The 17,603-nt window shown below is 75.1% G+C and carries 1 protein-coding gene; it reads right to left on the reverse strand.

The genetic code is table 11. The features are described from left to right. Positions 1-9 precede the first annotated feature (9 nt). Positions 10-17,577 (reverse strand): non-ribosomal peptide synthetase, encoded by a 17,568-nt coding sequence (locus BT341_RS34915; RefSeq protein ID WP_425426503.1) that lies wholly within the window; start codon positions 17,575-17,577, stop codon positions 10-12. Positions 17,578-17,603: the final 26 nt, after the last annotated feature.

The following is a 17,603-nucleotide window of genomic DNA, read 5'->3' on the forward strand; positions in this document are numbered from 1 at the left end:
GAGCAGTCCTCACGCTTCCTGGTCGAAGGCGAGGCTTTCCAGCTCGCCCAGGATGAGTTCCTCGACGGTGCCGGCCAGCCCGGCGACCGTGCGCGCGGTCAGCACGTCCGCCGGGGTGAGCCGGACGTCGAAGAGGGCACTGGCCTTGGCCGCGATGTGCAGGCTGCGCAGGGAGTCGCCGCCGAGGGCGTAGAAGCTGTCTTCGGCGCCGACGCGTTCCACGCCGAGCACTTCGGCCCAGATCCCGGCCAGCGCGCGCTCGGTCTCGGTCTCCGGTTCGGCGTGCTTCGCCTCCGGCGCGGCGGGGGCGGGCAGCGCGCGGCGGTCGAGCTTGCCGTTGGCGCTCACCGGGAGCCGGTCGAGCGGGACGAACGCCGACGGCACGAGGTAGTCCGGCAGCGTCCCGGCCAGGAACTCCCGGAGCACCCCGGCGTCCACATCGGACACGACGTACGCGACCAGCTGCTTGGCGCCCGGCCGGTCCTCCCGCACCACGACCGCGGCCTGCGCCACGCCGGGGTGGGCGGCCAGCGCCGCTTCGGCCTCGCCGGGTTCGACGCGGAAGCCGCGGAGCTTGACCTGGTCGTCCCGCCGGCCGAGGAATTCGAGGGTGCCTCCGGCACTCCAGCGGACGAGGTCGCCCGTGCGGTACATCCGCTCCCCCGGCGCCCCGGCCGGGTCGGCCACGAACCGGTCGGCGGTGAGACCGGGCCGGTCGCGGTAGCCGCGGGCCAGTCCCGCGCCCGCCAGGCACAGCTCGCCGGGCACGCCCGGCGGCACCGGCCGCAGGTCCGGGTCCACGACTCGCGCGCGCACCCCGTCGAGGGGACGGCCGATCGGGACCCGGTCGGGCACGGCGCCGGCCATGGGGTGCGCTGTCGCGAACGTCGTGGTTTCGGTCGGGCCGTAGCCGTCGACGACCCGCAGGCCCGGGCACGCGGCCAGCACGCGCCGCACCGAAGCGGCCGGGACGACGTCGCCGCCGGTCCAGACTTCGCGGAGGCCGCCGAAGCAGTCCGGTGTTTCCTGGGCGAGCACGCGGAACAGCCCGGCGGTGACCCACATCGCGGTCACGCCGTGTTCGCGGACCAGGTCCCGCAGCTGCGGCGCGTCGATGCCTTCGCCGGGGGCGACGACCACCCGGCCGCCGCCCAGCAGCGGCACCCACAGCTCGTACGTCGTCGCGTCGAACGCCAGCGGCGAGTGCAGCAGGACACGCTCGTGCGCGCCGCCGCGGAATCGCCGGTCGGCGGCCAGCGCGGCCACGTCGCGGTGGCGCACCACGACACCCTTCGGCACGCCGGTGGAGCCGGACGTGTACATGACGTACGCCGCCTGGTCCGGGTCGACGGCGATCCCGGGATCCGCCGCGGACTCGTCGTCCACGGAGGACAGCAGCACGGTCTGCCCGAACGGGAACTCCCGCGCCGCGACGACGAACCGGACGCCGTCGAGCAGCAGCCGCTGCCGCTCGGCCGGCGCGCGGGTGTCGACCGGCAGGTAGGCGCCACCCGCCTTGACCACGGCCAGCTCGGCGACCACGGCGCCGGCGCCGTCCACGGCGAGGCCGACCGGCTCCTCCGGCCGCAGGCCCAGCCCGGCGAGACGGTTCGCGAGCCGGTTGGCCCGCCGGTCCAGCTCGGCGTAGCTGAGCACCTCGCCGCCGAGGACGGCCGCGATCGCGTCCGGCCGGGCGCGGACCTGCTCGGCGAACAGGGCGGGCAGGGACACCGCGGGCGGCTCGTCGCCGGTCGCCGTCCACTCCGCGAGCAACCGGGTCTCGTCCGGGGTCGTCATGGTGACCGCGCCGACGGGCCGGTCGCCGTCGGCGGTCAGCTCGCGAACGAGGGTCAGCAGGTGCCCGGCCAGGCGCGTCACCGTCGCGGGGTCGAACAGGGCCGGGTCGTAGCCCACGTCCACCGACAGCTCGGCGCCCGGCGAAGCGACCACGGTGAGCGGGAAGTTCGTCGTCTCGCGCGCCGAGAGGCCGCGCACGGCCAGGCCGTGCCCGGCGGACGCGCCGGTGATCGGGTAGTTCTCGAACACGACGAGGCTCGCGCACAGGTCGGCCCCGCCGGGCAGGCCGGCCCAGCCCTGGACCCGGGCCAGCGGGACGTGGCCGTGCCGGCGGGCCTCCGCCTGCGCGGCCTGCAGCCCGGCGAGCCAGTCCGCCACGCGGGCGCGGCGGTCGACGGTCGTGCGGACGGGCAGGGTGTTGATGAAGATGCCGGTGATGTCGTCGACGCCGGGCACCTCGGCCGGGCGGCCGGACGCGGTGGCGCCGAACACGACGTCGTCGCGTCCGCTGTAGACCGACAGCAGCAGCGCCCAGGCGCCCTGCAGCACGACGTTGTGCGTCAGGCCGTGGCGCTTGACGAACGCGTCGAGGCGCGCGGTGGCCGGGCCGCCGAGCTTGACCGGCAGCCATTCGGCCGAGCAGGGCGCGTGGCCGGGGGCCGGCGTGCGGTCGGCGGGCACCGGGGCCGGGCCCTCGACGCCGTCGAGCGCGGCACGCCAGAAGCGTTCGGCGTCCGCTTGGTCCTGGCGGCCCAGCCAGGCGAGGTAGTCCCGGAACGGCGGCCGCGCGGGCAGCGGCTGCCCGGCGTAGGCCGTGCAGACGTCCGAAAGCACCTGGAAGACGCTCCAGCCGTCGAGCAGCACGTGGTGGAACGTCCACAGCACCTGGACTTCCGTGGCGGAGAGCCGGGCCAGCGCGACCCGGGCCAGTGGCGCGGTCCCCAGGTCGAGGCCTTCCGCGCGGTCCTCGGCGAGGAGCTTCCGCAGTTCCTCCTCGTGGTCCAGGCCGGTCCAGTCGAGACGGCGGACCGGCAGGGTGACCGCGCGGTGCACGACCTGGACCGGCTCGTCGACCCCGGCCCAGACGAACGCCGTGCGCAGGACCGGCGTGCGGTCGACGACCCGCTGCCACGCTTCGGCGAGCCGGTCGACGTCGGTGACGCCGTCGAGGACGAAGGTCGCCTGCTCGAAGTACAGGCCCTGCGCGGCCTGGGACAGCCCGTGGAACACCATGCCGACCTGCATCGGCGTCAGCGGGTAGACGTCCTCGGCGCCCTGCGCGACCAGCTCGTCCACAGTGGACTGGCCGAGCCGGGCCAGGGGGAAGTCGGACGGCGTCCGGCCGCCCGCGCCCGGCTCGGCGCAGTGCGCGACGATCTCCCGCAGCGCGGTCAGCATCCGCTCGGCGAGGTCCCCGATGGTGCTCCGGTGGTGCACGCCGGCGACGTAGGACCAGGTCAGCTCCAGTTCGCCGCCGGTGACCCTGCCGACGACGTCGAGGACGTGGGTGCGCGGCGCCGCCGGGTCGACGTCGGCGTCGAGCCCGCCGGTCGTGTCGTCGAACCGCCCGAGGTAGTTGAAGCTGACCGGCGGGTCGATCACGGGTGCCGTGCCGGTCAGGTACCGCAGCGCGCCGTAGCCGATGCCGCGCCGGGGCACCGCCCGCAGCCGCTCTTTCACCGCCTTCAGCGCATCGCCCCAGTCGTCGGGGACGTCGAGCGCGACCGGGAACATCGTGGTGAACCAGCCGACGGTCCGGGACAGGTCGACGTCGCCGAACAGCTCTTCCCGGCCGTGCCCTTCCAGGTCGATGACGGGCGGGTGCCCGGTCCAGTCCCGCAGGACCCGGCCCAGCGCGGTCAGCAGCACGTCGTTGACCTGGGTGCGGTACACCTCGGGGACGTCGTGCAGCAGCGCCCGCGTCTCCCCGGCGGTGAGCCGGACGGTGACCTCCCGGCTGCCGGCGACGGTGGCCGGGCCTTCGCCGTCGGCGGGCAACGGCGGTACCGGCGGCAACGCGCGCCAGTGGTCCAGTTCGTCGTCGAACCCACCGGCCCCGGCGTGCTCGGCCAGCCGCCGGGCCCAGGCGAGGAACGACGTCGTCTTCGGGGCGAGGTCCTCGCCCCGGTAGGCGGCGAGCAGGTCCTCCACGAGGATCCGCCAGGAGACGCCGTCGACCACGAGGTGGTGGGCGGCCAGGAGCAGCCGCCGCCCGTCGAGGACGGCGTTCAGCAGCGGCCCCCGGCCGAGGTCGAACGACACCTCGCCGGTCAGCAGCTCGGCAGGCCACACCGGCTCGCCGTGCTGGCGCCCGCCCTCGAACCGGAGGCGCAGCGCGTCGTGGTGGGCCCACACCGCCTCCAGCGCGCGACGCAGGGCCCGCTCGTCGACGTCGTCGGCGAACTCGACGACCAGGCGCTGGTCGAACCGCGCGGGCTGGTTCGCGAAGTACCAGCGCTGGATCGGCGTGAGCGGCGCCTCGCCGGTGACCGGGCCCTGCTCGGCACGCGGCCCGTCGCCGCCGCCCGCGTGCGCGGCGAGCGCGGCCAGGGTCGGATACCGGAAGACGTCGTGCGGCAGCAGCGTCAGCCCGGCGCGGCGGGCGCGGGAGACGACCTGGATGCTGAGGATCGAGTCGCCGCCGAGGGCGAAGAAGTTCGTCTCCGCCCCGACGTGCCCGACGCCGAGCACGTCCGCCCAGATCGCGGCCAGCGCCCGCTCGGCCTCGGTCGACGGCGGCCGGTGGGTGCCGGCCGCGGCGAAGTCCGGGGCGGGCAGGGCGTTCCGGTCGAGCTTGCCGTTGACGTTCACCGGGAACCGGTCCAGCCGGACGAACGCGGCGGGCACCATGTAGTCCGGCAGCGTCCGGCCCAGGAACTCCGCCAGGTCGTCCGCCTCGCCGGTGAAGTAGGCGACCAGCCGCTTCACCCCGCCGTCCGCGCGCGCCACGACCGCGGCCTGGTCGACGCCCGGGTGCGCGCCGAGCGCCGCTTCGATCTCGCTCGGCTCGATCCGGAAGCCGCGCACCTTCACCTGCTCGTCGGCGCGGCCGACGAACTCCAGCACACCGTCGTCGGTCCAGCGCACGAGGTCGCCGGTGCGGTACATCCGCTCCCCCGGCGGCCCGAACACCTCGGGCAGGAACCGGCCGGCGGTCAGGCCCGGGCTGCCGTGGTAGCCGCGGGCCAGACCGGCCCCGGCGACGTAGAGCTCGCCCGGGGCGCCGGGCGGCACCGGCCGCAGGTCCGGGCCGAGGACGTAGACCCGCATGTTGTCCAGGGGCTTCCCGATCGGCACGACGTCGGGAATCTCGCCGGGCAACGGGTGCACGGTCGCGAAGGTCGTGGTTTCGGTGGGGCCATAGACATCGGCGACCAGCGTGTCCGGGCAGGCTTCCCGGACCCGCCGCAGAGCAGCCGCGGGCACCGCGTCGCCGCCGGTCCAGACCTCACGCAACCCGGCGAAGACCTCCGGAGCTTCCTGCGCGACCAGCCGGAACAGCCCGGTGGTCAGAAAGGCGCCGGTGACGCCGTGCGTGGTCAGCAGCCGCCCGAGGGTGTGGACGTCGAGATCACCCGGCGGCGCCAGCACCACCGTGCCACCGTTGAGCAACGGCACCCACAGCTCGTAGGTCGAGGCGTCGAACGAATGCGGCGAGTGCAGCAACACCCGGTCGTGCGCGGCGAACCGCCGGTCGGCGGCCAGCGCCACGACGTCGCGGCGGCGCACGGCCACGCCTTTCGGCGTCCCCGTCGAACCGGACGTGTACATCACGTACGCGAGGTTGTCCGGGTCCGCCACCGGCAGCGGCACGTCCGCGGTCCGCCCGTCCGGGACGACGACCGGTCCACTGTGGAGCGTCCGGGCGGTCTCGGCCCGGTCCGCGTCGGTGACCAGGATGCGCGCACCACTGAGCAGGGTCCGCAGCCGGGGCGCGGGCGCGCGGGTGTCCAGGGGCAGGTAGGCGGCGCCGGCCTTGACGACGGCGAGTTCGGCGACGACCAGCTCCGGCGAGCGGTCCATGAGCACCGCGACGAGCTGTTCGGGCCCGGCGCCGAGCGAGACCAGGTACCGCGCGAGCCGGCCGGCCCGCTCGTCCAGTTCCGCGTAGGTCAGGTGGACGCCGTCCCCGGTCAGCGCGGTGGCTTCGGGCGTGCGCCCGGCCTGGGCGGCGAACAGCTCGGCCAGGTCGCCTTCCGGCAGCGGCTGCGCCGTGTCGTTCCACTCGGCCAGCACGCGGTGGCGTTCGGCGCCGGTCAGCAGGTCGACGTCGTCCAGCGGCCGGCCCGGGTCCGCGGCGAAGGCGTCGAGGACACCGGTGAGCTGCCGGGCGATCCGCTCGGCCGTCGCGGGGTCGAACAGGTCCGGGTCGTAGCCGACGTCGAGCGTGATCCGCTCCCCCGGCGAGGCGACGACGCTGAGCGGGTAGTTGGTCGTCTCGGCCGCGTCGACGTCGCGCAGGCTCAGCCCGTGCGCGGCCGCAGTGTCGGCCGGGTAGTTCTCGAACACGACGATGCTGTCGAACAGGCTGCCGGAAGCGCCGCTCCACGCCTGCAGCTTCGTCAGCGGCAGGTGCCCGAACCGGCGGGATTCGACCTGCCGGGCCTGCAGCGCGGCCAGCCAGCCGGCCACCGAGTCCCCCGCGACGGTGACCCGTACGGGCAGCGTGTTGATGAAGATGCCGGTGACGTCGTCGGCGCCGGGCAGCTCGACCGGGCGGCCGGAGACCGTGGTGCCGAAGCAGACGTCCCGTTCACCGCTGAGGCGGGCCAGCAGCAGGGCCCACGCGCCCTGCAGGACGGTGTTCACCGTGAGCCCGGCGCGCCGCGCCGTCTCGCGCAGCCGCCCGGAGTTCTCGATCGGCACGCGCAGCCACCGCGAGGAGCGGGTGGTGTGGGCCTGCGCGGGCGCGCGGTCGAAGGGCAGCCGGGCGGGGGCGACGAGGTCGCCGAGTTCCGCCCGCCAGTACCGTTCCGCCGCGGCGTCGTCCTGGCGGGCCAGCCAGCCCACGTAGTCGCGGAACGGCGGCCGTTCGGGCAGCTCTTCGCCGGCGTACGCGGCGAAAACGTCGGACAGCACGCCGAAGACGCTCCAGCCGTCGAGCAGCACGTGGTGGAACGTCCACAGCACGCGGACTTCGGTCTCGGACAGGCGCGCCAGCATCAAGCGCAGCAACGGTGTCTCGGTCAGGTCGAGGCCGCGGGCGCGGTCCGCGGCCAGGACGTCCTGCCAGGCGCGCTCCTGCTCCTGCGGGGTACGGCCGCGCCAGTCGTGGTGGGTGACCGGGACTTCGGCGTGGCGCTGCACCACCTGGAGCGGCTCGGGCACGTCCTCCCACACGATCCGCGTCCGCAGCACGGGTGTCCGGTCCACGACCCGCTGCCACGCGCGCGCCAGTGCGGCCGGGTCGCGCACGCCGTCGAGGACGAACCCGACCTGCTGGAAGTACACGCGTTCCGCGTGCTGGGACAGGGCGTGGAAGACCATGCCTGCCTGCATCGGCGTCAGCGGGTAGACGTCCTCGACCGCGCGGCCGTCGCCGACCAGCTCGTCCAACGCGGACTGGTCGAGCGCGGCCAGCGGGAAGTCGGACGGCGTCCGGCCGCCGGCGCCCGGCTCGGCGCAGTGCCGGACGATCTCGCGCAGGGCGTCGAGCATCGCGGTGGCCAATGAGTCCACAGTGGACCTTTGGTGCACGCCTTCGGCGTAGTACCAGGTCAGCTCCAGCTCGCCGGCTTCGACGCGGCCGACGACGTCGAGCAGGTGCGCCCGCGCCGAGCGGGGGCTCTCGTCGGATTCGAGGCGCCCGGAGCCGAACCGGCCGAGGTAGTTGAAGCTGATCTGCGGGTCGATCGCGGGAGCCGTGCCGGTCAGGTAGCGCAGGGCGCCGTAGCCGATCCCGCGGCGCGGGACCGCCCGCAGCTGCTCCTTGACCGACTTCAGCGCGGCGCCCCAGCCGCGGGGCACGTCGAGGGCCACCGGGAACACGGTGGTGAACCAGCCGACCGTGCGCGACAGGTCGACGTCGGCGAACAGCTCTTCCCGGCCGTGCCCTTCCAGGTCGACGACCGGGACGTGCCCGGTCCAGTCCCGCAGCACCCGGCCGAGCGCGGTCAGCAGCACGTCGTTGACCTGCGTCCGGTAGACCGGCGGGACGTCGCGCAGCAGCGCGCCGGTTTCCGTGGCCGGGAGCCGGACGGTGACCGAGCGCATCCCGGCGACGGTGGTGTCGCCGTCGCCGTCGACCGGGATCGGCCGCGGTTCGGGCAGGCTCCGCCAGTGGTCGAGTTCGTCGTCGAAGCCGCCCGCCTCGGCGTGCCCGGTCAGCCGGGTGGCCCACTCGCGGAACGACGTCGTGCGCGGGCCGAGGTCGATCGGCTCGCCCCGCAGCGCCTGCTCGTAGGCCCGCTCGAAGTCCTCGATCAGCACCCGCCAGGACACGCCGTCGACCACGAGGTGGTGGACGGCGAGCTCGACGTCGTGGCCGGACACCTCGAGCCGGACGAGCGGCGTCTCGGCGCCGACCGGGCCGTTGTGCTGGTGCGGGCCGTCGTCGTCGTGGGTGAACCGCATCCGCAGCGCGTCGTGGTGGGCCAGCAGCGCGTCGACCGCCCGGCGGGCCGCACCGGCGTCCACCGGGTCCGGTCCCAGGTGGACGAACTGGTGGAAGTGGTCCGGCGCGGCGGTCTGGGTCGCGAAGAACCAGCGCTGGATCGGGGTGAGCGGGACCGCGCCGCTGACCGGGCCGCGTTCGGCCGTCGCGGTGGCCGTGCGGGCGGCCGCGGCGAGCGCGGCCGGGGTGCGGTGCGCGAACAGGTCACCGGGCAGCAGCTCCAGGCCGGCGCGGCGGGCCCGGGACACGACCTGGATGCTGAGGATCGAGTCGCCGCCGAGGGCGAAGAAGTCGTCGGTCGCGCCGACGCGCTCGACGCCCAGCACCTCGGCCCAGATCCCGGCGATCAGGCGTTCGCGATCGGTGCGCGGGGCCACGTGCCCGCGGCCGCCGAAGTCCGGCGCGGGCAGCGCGGTCCGGTCGAGCTTGCCGTTGACGTTCACCGGGAACCGGTCCAGCCGGACGAACGCGGCGGGCACCATGTAGTCCGGCAGCGTGCGGCCCAGGAACTCCGCGAGCCCTTCGGTCTCGCCCACGACGTAGGCGACCAGGCGCTTCACCCCGCCGTCCGCGCGGGCCAGCACCGCGGCCTGCTCGACGCCCGGGTGCGCGCCGAGCGCCGCTTCGATCTCGCTCGGCTCGACGCGGAAGCCGCGCACCTTCACCTGCTCGTCGGCGCGGCCGACGAACTCCAGCACGCCGTCGTCGGTCCAGCGCACGAGGTCGCCGGTGCGGTACATCCGCTCACCGGGCGGCCCGAACGGGTCGGCGACGAAGCGGTCGGCGGTCAGGCCCGGCCGGCCGAGGTACCCGCGCGCCAGCCCGGCCCCGGCGATGTGCAGCTCGCCGGGCGCGCCCGGTGGGGCGAGCCGCAGGTCGCCGTCGAGGACGTAGACCCGGGTGTTGTCCAGGGGCTTCCCGATCGGCACGACGTCGGGAACCTCGCCGGGCAACGGGTGCACGGTCGCGAAGGTCGTGGTTTCGGTGGGGCCATAGACATCGGCGACCAGCGTGTCCGGGCAGGCTTCCCGGACCCGCCGCAAAGCAGCCGCGGGCACCGCGTCGCCGCCGGTCCAGACCTCACGCAACCCGGCGAAGACCTCCGGGGCTTCCTGCGCGACCAGCCGGAACAGCCCGGTGGTCAGAAAGGCGCCGGTGACGCCGTGCGTGGTGAGTGTCCGCCCGAGGGTGTCGACGTCGAGATCACCCGGCGGCGCCAGCACCACCGTGCCACCGTTGAGCAACGGCACCCACAGCTCGTAGGTCGAGGCGTCGAACGAATGCGGCGAATGCAGCAACACCCGGTCGTGCGCGGCGAACCGCCGGTCGGCGGCCAGCGCCACGACGTCGCAGTGGCGTGCGGCCACGCCCTTGGGCCGGCCGGTCGAGCCGGAGGTGTAGATGACGTAGGCGAGCCGGCCGGGTTCGACGGTCACCTCCGGCGCCGTCTCCGGAGCGTCGTCCGCGCCGGTGACGATCGGTCCATTGTGAACCTCACGGGCGGTCGCCAGCCAGGTCGCGTCGGCCACCAGGACGCGGGCTCCGGCTTCGGCGAGCAGCAGCCGCAGCCGGTCGGCCGGCGCCCGCAGGTCCAAGGGCAGGTAGGCGCCGCCCGCCTTGAGGATCGCCAGCTCGGCGACGACGAGCTTGGGCGAGCGGTCCAGCAGGACCGCCACCCGGTCCTCGGGCCCGACTCCCAGCTCGCGCAGCCGGTGGGCCAGGCGGTTCGCCCGGACGTCGAGCTCGCCGTAGGTGACGCGCTGCCCGTCGGTCACGAGGGCGACCGCGTCGGGGTGACGGCGTGCGCGCGCTGCGAACAGCTCGGGCACGCTCGCCGCCGGTACCGGGTGCGCGGTGTCGTTCCGCTCGGCGAGCAGGTGCCGGACCTCGGCGCCGGACAGCATCGGCACCCGGGTCACCGGCGTGTCCGGGGCCGCGACCATGCCCCGGACCAGCGCTTCCAGGTGCCCGGCGAGCCGGGTGGCGGCCGCCGGGGCGATGACCGACGGGTCGTGGTTCAGCACCAGCGACAGCCGGCGGCCCGGGTAGGCGACCAGCCCGAGCGGGTAGTTGGTGCGCTCGGCCGCTCGGACGTCGCGGAGCCCGGAGATCTCGTCGACCGGGTAGTTCTCGAACACGACGATGCTGTCGAAGAGGCTGCCGCCGCTGCCGCTCCACGCCTGCAGCCGGGGCAGGCCGACGTGCCCGAAGCGGCGGGACTCCGCCTGCGCGGCCTGCAGGTCGCGCAGCCAGGCCGCCACCCCGCGGTCCCGGTCGAGCCGCACGCGCACCGGGAGCGTGTTGATGAACAGGCCCGCGATGTCGTCCGCGCCGGGCAGCTCGGCCGGGCGCCCGGACACCGTCGCGCCGAAGCAGACCTCCGGCTCGCCGCTGTAGCGGGCCAGCAGCGCGGCCCAGGCCCCCTGGACGAGGGTGTTGACGGTGAGCCGGTGGCGTCGGGCGAAGGCGTACACGGCCGCCGACGCGTCGTCGTCGAGTTCGACGGGGACGCGGCCGGTGGAGCTGGCCGCGTGGACGCGTCCCGGAGCCCGGTCCCCGGGCAGCGGAGTCGGGTGCACGCCGTCGAGCTGGGCACGCCAGTACGTCTCGGCGAGTGTGTCGTCCTGGGCGGCCAGCCAGGCCACGTACTCGCGGAACGGCCGCCGTGGCGGCGGTGCTTCGCCGCGCAGCAGCGCGACGACGTCGTTCAGGACGCCGAAGACGCTCCAGCCGTCGAGCAGCACGTGGTGGAACGTCCAGATCACCCGCACGGCCGTGGCGGACACGCGGGCGACGGCCAGCCGGGCCGGCGGCGCCTTCGCCAGGTCGAGCCCCTCGGCCAGGTCGGCCGCGAGGTACCCGGCTTCACCGTCCACAGCGGACCAGTCCGGATAGGACACCGGGAGTTCGGCGGTGCGCTGCACCACCTGGAGCGGCTGCGGCACGCCGTCCCACACGATCCGGCTGCGCAGCACCGGCGTCCGGTCGGCGATCCGCTGGAACGCCTCCCCGAGGCGGCGCGGGTCGGGCACGTCGTCGAGGGTGAACGAGATCTGTTCGAAGTAGACCCGTTCGCCGGGCTGGGCCAGGTCGTGGAAGACCATGCCGGCCTGCATCGGCGTCAGCGGGTAGATGTCCTCGACTTCGCGGCCGTCGCCGACGAGGGTGTCGAGGCTGGCCTGGTCGAGGCCCGCGAGCGGGAAGTCGGACGGCGTCCGGCCGCCCGCGCCCGGCTCCGCGCAGTGCGCGACGATGGCCCGCAGCGCATCCAGCAGTCCTTCGGCCAGCCGCGTGACGGTGGCTTCCTCGTGGACGCCTTCGGCGTAGGTCCAGGAGAACTCCAGGACCTCGCCGTCGACCCGGCCGACGACCTCCAGCAGGTGGGTGCGGGTATCGCTGGGGTCGGCGTCGAGGGACAGCTCGCGGTGCAGGCCCGCGTACAGCCGGCCGGGCAGGTCGAACTGCCCGAGGTAGTTGAAGCTCACCGGCGGGTCGACGACGGGCGCCGTCCCGGTCAGGTAGCGCAGGGCGCCGTAGCCGATGCCCTTGCGCGGCACCGCGCGCAGCTGCTCCTTCACCGACTTCAGGGCGGCACCCCAGTCGTCCGGGACGTCCAGCGCGACGGGGAACAGGCTGGTGAACCAGCCGACGGTCCGCGACAGGTCGGCGTCGAAGAGCTCCTCGCGGCCGTGTCCCTCGAGGTCGATCACCGGAACGTGCCCGGTCCAGTCCCGCAGCACGCGGCCGAGCGCGGTCAGCAGCACGTCGTTGACCTGCGTCCGGTAGACCACGGGCACCTGCCGCAACAGCGCCCGGGTCTCCTGGGCGGTGAGGCGGACGGTGACCTCGCGGGCCCGGCCGACCGTGTTCGCGCCGTGGCCGTCGACCGGGATCGCGGGCGGCTCGGGCAGGTTCCGCCAGTGCGGCAGCTCGTCGTCGAAGCCGCCGTCCTCGGCGTGGGCGGCCAGCCGCGCGGCCCAGTCCCGGAAGGACGTCGTCCGCGGGCCGGGGTCCGCCCGGTGGTAGGCCCGGTCGAGGTCTTCCAGCAGCAGCCGCCACGACACGCCGTCGACGACGAGGTGGTGCGCGGCCAGGCTCAGCACCCGCCGGCCGGGCTCGCCCGACAGTGACCAGCGCAGCAGCGAATGGCCATCGCCCGGTGGGGTGTTGTACTGCGACCAGTCGTCGCCGTCGGGCTCGAACCGCATGCGCAGGGCGTCGTGGTGTTCGGTCAGCGCGGCCAGCGCCCTCGCCAGGTGCGCCTCGTCGACGCCGGCGGCGAGCCGGACCGCGATCGTCTGGTGGAACCGGTCCGGCACCGCCGACGTGGCGAAGAACCAGCGCTGGATCGGGGTGAGCACGACGTCCCCGCTCACCGGCCCGCGCTCGGCACCCGCCGCCGCTTCGCCGACCACCGGGGCGAGCGCGGCGATCGTCTGGTACCGGAACAGGTCGGCCGTGGTCACGGCGAGGCCCGCGCGCCGCGCCCGGGCGCTCACCCGGATGCTGAGGATCGAATCGCCGCCCAGGGCGAAGAAGTTGTCCTCGACGCCGACCCGCTCGACCCCCAGCACCTCGGCCCAGATCCCGGCCAGGACGGCTTCCCGTTCGGTGCGGGGTCCCCGCTCGGCGGCGGGTTCGAACCGCGGTTCCGGCAGCGCGTGCCGGTCCACTTTGCCGTTGGCGTTGAGCGGCAACGCGTCCAGCACGACGATCGCCGACGGCACCAGGTAGTCCGGCAGGGTTCGGCCCAGCGCACCGCGGAGCGCGCCGGTGTCCACCGTGGACCCTTCGGCCGGGACGACGTACCCGACGAGCTGCTTGCGCGCGCCGGTGACGCGGACGGCCACGACCGCCTGGGCCACCGACGGCTCGGCGGCCAGCGCGCGTTCGGCCTCGGCCGGTTCGACGCGGAAGCCGCGGATCTTCACCTGGTCGTCGGCCCGGCCGGCGAACTCCAGGGTGCCGTCGGAGCGCCACCGGCCCCGGTCGCCCGTCCGGTACATCCGCTGCCCCGGCGCCCCGAACGGGTCGGCGACGAACCGCTCGGCGGTCGCCCCCGGCCGGCCGGAGTAGCCACGGGCGAGCCCCGCCCCGGCGATGCAGACCTCGCCGAGCGCACCCAGCGGCACCAGCCGGAGCCGCTCGTCGAGCAGGTACACCCGCGTGCCGGCCAGCGGCGTGCCGATCGGCACGACGTCCGGGACCGCGGCCGCGGACGGCATCGGGAACGACGAGGCGAAGGTGGTCGTCTCGGTCGGGCCGTAGCCGTCGACGACCGTGAGCCCGGGACAGTGCCCGAGCACCCGGCGCGCCGCGGCCGGCGGCACGACGTCGCCGCCGGTCCAGACCTCGCGCAGCCCGGCGAAACAGCCCGGCTCGTCCTCGGCGAAGAGCCGGAAGAGCCCGGCGGTCAGCCACAGCGCGGTGACCCGGTGTTCGGCCGTGAGCCGCCGGAGCGTGCCGGCGTCCAGATCCCCGGGCGGCGCGACCACCACCGTGCCGCCGTTGAGCAGCGGGATCCACAGTTCGTAGGTCGAGGCGTCGAAGGCCAGCGGCGAGTGCAGCAGCACCCGCTCGTGGGCCCCGCCGGCGAACCGCGGGTCGGCGGCGAGCGAGGCGACGTCGGCGTGCCGCACGGCCACGCCCTTCGGCACGCCGGTTGAGCCCGACGTGTACTCGACGTACGCCAGGTTTTCCGGGTCCAGCGGGATCTCCGGCGGCGACGAAGGTTCGTCGACGTCGGTGACGACGAACGATGCCGTGTGGACGGCCGCGGCGGTGTCCCGCCACCGCTCGTCGGTGAGCAGCACCGGCGTGCCGTGCAGGACCGGCCGCAGGCGGCCGGCCGGAGCCCGCAGGTCCAGCGGGAGGTAGGCGGCGCCGGCCTTGAGGATCGCCAGCACGGCGACGACCTGGGCGGCCGAGCGGTCCATGAGCACGCCGACCCGGTCCTCGGGGCGGACGCCGAGCCGGACCAGCCGCCGCGCGAGCCGGTCGGCGCGGGCCTGCAGCTCGCGGTAGGTCAGTGCCACGTCGCCCACCACGGCGGGCGCGTCCGGGTGGCGGGCGGCGCGGCGGTCGAAGAGGTCCGGGACGGTGCCGGCGATCTCCTGCCCGGCGGCCGGCGGCAGCAGGAACCGGCGGTCGGCGTCGGTGAGCAGCGGAAGCTCGCCCACCGGGCGCGCCGGATCGGCGGCGATCCCGGCAAGGAGGGTCTCGAGGCTGTTCGTCAGGCGCTCGATCGTGGCCGCGTCGAAGAGCGCGGTCGCGTACTCGACGGTGACACGCAAGCCGTCCGGGCGCGGCCAGAACTCCACGACCAGGTCGAACCGCGCCGACGGGCGGGGCAGCTCGTACTCGGTCACCCGCAGCCCGGCGGCCTCGCGGGGCCGCACGAGCGGGCTCTGCAGGACGACGACGGCCTGCACCAGCGGCGTCCGCGACGGGTCGCGGTCCGGCTGGACTTCTTCGACGACGCGGTCGAAGGGCACGTCGCCGTGGGCGAACGCCGCCAGCACGGTCTCCCGGAACCCGGCCAGGAACTCGGCGAACGGCCGGTCACCGTCCACGAGCGAGCGCAGGACGAGGGTGTTGACGAAGAAGCCGGTCAGCGGTTCCAGTTCGGCGCGGTCCCGGCCCGCGACCGCGGTGCCGACGGCGACGTCACGCTGCCCGCTGTAGGCGCTCAGGAGCACCTGCACGGCGGCGGCGAGCGTCATGAACAGCGTGGCGCCCTGCGGACGGCCGGCCTCGGTCAGCCGCCGCACCAGCCCGGCCGGGAGGTCGTGGCGGTGCACGGCGCCTTCGGTCGAGCGACGCGACGGGCGAGGCCGGTCGGTCGGCACGGCGAGCGGCTCGATGCCGTCCAGGGTTTCGCGCCAGTACCCGAGCTGATCGTCCGAAGCGGACTTCAGCCGCCAGTGCGTGTAGTCGCGGTAGCCCAGGGTCAGCGGCGGCGGGGTGACGCCGCTGTAGAAGTCGAGGAGTTCGCCGGTGAGCACGCCGATCGAGCGGCCGTCGGTGACGATGTGGTGCTGGCACAGCAGGAGCAGGTGCTCGCCGGGCCCGAGCGGGTAGAGCACGGCCCGGGTCAGCGGGCCCGTCCGCAGGTCGAACGGCTCGCTCAGCTCGGCCTTCAGCACGTCGTCGTCGGGCGGTTCCCCGGCGACGCGCAACGGGATCTCCCCGGTCGGCGCGATCCGCTGGACGCCGTCCCCGAACGTCGTGCGCAACGATTCGTGCCGCGCGCACAGCGACGACAACGCTTCCCGGAGGACGTCGACGTCAAGGGGGCCGGAGAGCCGGAGCCCGGCGCCGGTGTTGTACTCGGCGCTGCCGCCGGTCAGCTCGTCGAGGAACCACAGCCGCCGCTGGGCCGGGGACAGCGGGAGCACGTCCGAGGGCGGGGCGGCCGGGATCGCGGAGTCGCCGAGGGGCGCGTTTTCGACGAGGCCGGCCAGCGCGGCCACGGTGGGCGCGTCGAACAGCGTCCGCACCGGCAACCCGGCGCCGAACTCCCGGCGCAGCCGCGAAAGCGCCTGCACGGCCAGGAGCGAATCCCCGCCGAGAGCGAAGAAGTCCTCGTCCACGCCGAGGCGGTCGACGCCCAGCACCTCGGCCAGGACACCCGCCACGGCACGTTCGGTGTCCGTCCGCGGCTCGGCGCCTTCCCCGGCTTCGGCGGGCGGCGCGGGCAGGGCGCGGCGGTCGACTTTCCCGTTGCCGCTCAACGGAAGGGCGTCGAGCACGACGAACGCCGACGGCACCAGGTAGTCCGGCAGCGCCGCCGCCGCCACGGCCGCGAGGTCGCCCGGCTCCCCCACCACGTACGCCACCAGCCGCTTGACGCCGGGCCGGTCCTCACGCGCCACCACGACGACCTCGTCGACCCCGGGAGCGGCGGCGAGCACGGTCTCGATCTCGCCCGGCTCGACCCGGAAGCCGCGCACCTTCACCTGCTCGTCGACCCGGCCGAGGAACTCCAGCTCGCCGGTGCCCGTCCGGCGCACCAGGTCCCCGGTGCGGTACATGCGCTCGCCGGGCGCGCCGGACGGGTCGGCCACGAACCGGTCCGCCGTCGCGCCCGGCCGGCCCCAGTAGCCGCGGGCCAGCCCGGCGCCGGCCAGGTGGAGCTCGCCGGGTTCGCCGTCGGCGACCGGGGTGAGGCCGGCGTCGAGGACATACGCGCGCACGTCGTCGAGCGGGCGGCCGATCGGCACGGACGGCGGCACCCGGTCCGCCGACGGCAGCGGGTGGGCGGTGGCGAAGGTCGTCGTCTCGGTCGGGCCGTACCCGTCGACCACGGTCAGGCCGGGGCAGGCGCGCAGCACGCGCCGGACGGACTCGGCCGGGACGACGTCACCGCCGGTCCAGACTTCGCGCACGCCCCGGAAGCAGTCCGGTGCCTCCTGGGCGACGATCCGGAACAGCCCGGCCGTCAGCCAGAGCGCTGTCACGGCGTGTCCGGTGAGGACGGTCCGCAGCGTCTCGACGTCGAGGTCGCCGGGCGGCGCGACGACCACGGTGCCGCCGGTGAGCAGCGGCACCCACAGCTCGTAGGTCGAGGCGTCGAACGCGACCGGTGAGTGCAGCAGCACCCGCTCGTGGGCGCCGCCGGCGAAGCGCCGGTCGGCGGCGAGGGCGAGCACGTCGCGGTGCCGGACCGCGACCCCCTTGGGCGTCCCGGTCGACCCCGAGGTGTGCATCACGTAGGCCAGGCGATCCGGATCTCCGCCGGACGGCACGAACTCCTGCTCCGGCAGCGGCTCACCCACCCGCAGCAGGAGTCCACTGTGGATTCTCGCGGCCCGGGCCGGGTCGTCGGTCACCAGGATCGACACGCCCGCGTCGGCGAGCACGGACCGCAGCCTGGCGTCCGGCGCCCGGCCGTCGAGGGGTACGTACGCTCCCCCGGCCGTCACGACGGCCACCTCGGTGACCACCAGCTCTGCGGACCGGGTCAGCAGGATCCCGACCCGGTCCTCGGCCCGCAGCCCGAGCCGCACGAGGTGGGCGGCGAGCCGGCCGGCCCGCTCGCGCAGTTCGCGGTAGGTCAGCCGGGTCCCGGCCCCGTCGACGGCCACCGCGTCCGGTGCCGAGCGCGCCCGCGCGGCGAACCACTGCGCCAGGCCACCGGTGGCCGGTGCGGCCGGTCTGTGTTGCACGGTCATCGTCTTCGCTACCTTCCGGG

This window comes from Amycolatopsis australiensis (genome assembly GCF_900119165.1).
Classification (GTDB): domain Bacteria; phylum Actinomycetota; class Actinomycetes; order Mycobacteriales; family Pseudonocardiaceae; genus Amycolatopsis; species Amycolatopsis australiensis.